Below are 2,315 nucleotides of genomic sequence, written 5' to 3' on the forward strand. Positions count from 1 at the left end.
CCGCTGGGCTTGCTGGTCCTGTCCTACGAATTCGCGATGGTGCGTCGCCACAGGCGGCGCTTCGTCGTCTGGTGGCAGCGCCGGCGTCGGCCGGACTGAGTGCTCGCCAGAGGGACCGGCAAGTTCCGAAAGCACCGCGAGATCGGCCGCAAGCGATTGGCAACCACTGTCTCCGATGACGCATGGGAAAGCGCCGGGAATAACTTGCGGCGCTTGACGACCTTTCACCGTCAACATAATGAGTTCGCTCGGAACGCCGGGAGCATGGAAGGCCTCGTGGCGGAGTGGTTACGCAGAGGACTGCAAATCCTTGCACCCCGGTTCGATTCCGGGCGAGGCCTCCAAATGCCCGGGCTCCAGCGCCGTCGCGCCGGAGCGTCAGGTTCCAGTCGAATTGGCTCGCGAACTTGGCCCGAGAATCGGATGGGGCGCGGGAAGCGGATTGACGCGGAAAGCGGGTTGGTTGGAACATGAACGCTGATTTCTCCGAACGCCGCGTGAAGATGGTCGATGGCCAGGTCCGCACCACCGACGTGACCAGCGCGCCGCTCATCGAAGCCATGCTTTCCGTGCCGCGCGAAGCCTTTGTCGGTAACGGCCAGCGCGACCTCGCCTATATCGACGAGGACATCCGTGTTTCCGAAGGCGCCAACGGCAGCGGCGCCCGCTACCTGATGGAACCTTCGCCGCTCGCAAAGCTTTTGCAACTGGCCGAGATCGGCGACGGCGATTGCGTGCTCGATGTCGGCTGCGGCACCGGCTATTCGGCCGCCCTGCTTTCCCGAATCGCAAAATCGGTGGTTGCATTGGAAAGCGATGCAGCGCTGGCGGAAACCGCGAAGTCGACGCTCTCGACGCTGGATTGCCAGAACGTGACGGTGGTGATCGGGCCTTTGCCGCAGGGTCATGCCGCCAAGGCGCCCTATGACGTCATCTTCATTGACGGCAGCGTCGAGGAGGTGCCTGCGGCATTGCTCGATCAACTCGCCGAGAACGGCCGCCTGGTTGTGGTCGAGGGGCAGGGCAACTCTGGCGTGGCCCGCCTATTTTTCAAGGCAGGGGGGGTTGTAACCGGAAGACGTGCATTTAATGCGGCAATTAAGCCACTACCGGGCTTCGAACGTGCCCATGCGTTCGAATTTTAAGCGGTTTTGCCTTGCGGCGAAGACGCTGTCATGATCGCTTGCGCTTGAACAATCGTTGCTGATTTGCTCGACCGGGGATTTTCGGGGGGCAGTCAGCGGGGGAACGATACCAACGCGGCGCTGGCTGATCCGAAAGGAGAGGCTGCGTGGCGTGGTTCCCATGCAAAACGAATGAGGGATAATACGTGCCGCCCCTACACAAGACTTTTCTGACAGCCATGCTCATTTCGGCGACAGCGCTCTCGCCGCTGGCCGCATCGGCGGAAACCATCACCGGCGCCCTCGCCAAAGCTTATCAATACAACTCCCAGCTGAACTCCGCCCGGGCCGGCGTGCGCGTCACCGATGAAGGCGTCGCCATCGCCAAGTCGGGCTGGCGGCCGACCGTCACCGGTTCGGGCAGCATCGACTACACCAACACGCACGGGCAGGGCATCAGCAGGAGAATAACGACGGGCAGCTTCGGCGTCCAAATCAACCAGACGCTGTTCGATGGATTTCAGACCAAGAACAATGTCGCCGCCGCCGAATCGCAGGTGAGGGCTTCGGTCGAAAGCCTGCGCAACACCGAAGAGAATATCCTGTTCAACGCGGCAAGCGCCTATATGGACGTGATCCGCGATCGCCAGATCGCGGTGCTGACCGAACAGAACCTGCAGTTCCTGACCGAGCAGGCGCGCGCCGCACGATCGCGCTTCGAGGTCGGCGAGGGAACCCGCACCGACGTCGCCCAGGCCGATGCCTCGCGCGCCACGGCAGTGGCCCAGCTCAGCGCCGCCCGCGCGACGGCTCTTGCCAGTGCCGCTACCTATCACCAGATCGTCGGCGACGAGCCGGGCAAGCTCAAGGCGGCCGCGCCGGTTGGCAAGCTGTTGCCGGGAAGCATCGATTCGGCCTTCACCATCGCCGCCGCCGAGCATCCGGCCATCCTCGCCACCGAACATCTCGTCGACGCCGCGGCGTTTTCGGTGAAATCGGCGGAAGGCGCGCTGCTGCCGCAGGTCTCGGCTTCCGCCGGCATTTCGGACAACTACAGCCACTCCGTTCCTGACATCACAGGCACCAACGGCACTTCGACTTCCGCCAATATCGGCGCCACGCTGACCATTCCGATCTATTCCGGCGGCCGGACCTCGGCGATCGTGCGGCAGAACAAGGAATCGCTCAGCC

2 protein-coding genes and 1 tRNA gene are annotated in these 2,315 nt (G+C 63.2%); all 3 read left to right on the plus strand.

Annotation, left to right across the window (positions count from 1 at the left end; genetic code table 11):
• The first annotated feature begins 270 nt into the window (after window positions 1–270).
• A tRNA-Cys gene (locus tag EOA38_RS34015) sits at window positions 271–344 on the plus strand.
• A gap of 126 nt (window positions 345–470) precedes the next feature.
• Window positions 471–1,145 carry a protein-L-isoaspartate O-methyltransferase gene (locus EOA38_RS34020; protein ID WP_126093384.1) on the plus strand — a complete coding sequence of 225 codons (675 nt, stop codon included), beginning with the start codon at window positions 471–473 and terminating at the stop codon, window positions 1,143–1,145.
• 185 nt (window positions 1,146–1,330) lie between these two features.
• Window positions 1,331–2,315 (plus strand): TolC family outer membrane protein (locus tag EOA38_RS34025; protein ID WP_127301281.1); only part of this gene is annotated, 985 nt, incomplete at its 3' end.

The sequence above is a fragment of the Mesorhizobium sp. M1E.F.Ca.ET.041.01.1.1 genome (genome assembly GCF_003997355.1).
Taxonomy (GTDB): domain Bacteria; phylum Pseudomonadota; class Alphaproteobacteria; order Rhizobiales; family Rhizobiaceae; genus Mesorhizobium.

Bases quoted from the DNA above. Each gene is read 5' to 3' on its own strand.
- EOA38_RS34020 (WP_126093384.1), top strand. From the start codon at position 471: ATGAACGCTGATTTCTCCGAACGCCGCGTGAAGATGGTCGATGGCCAG.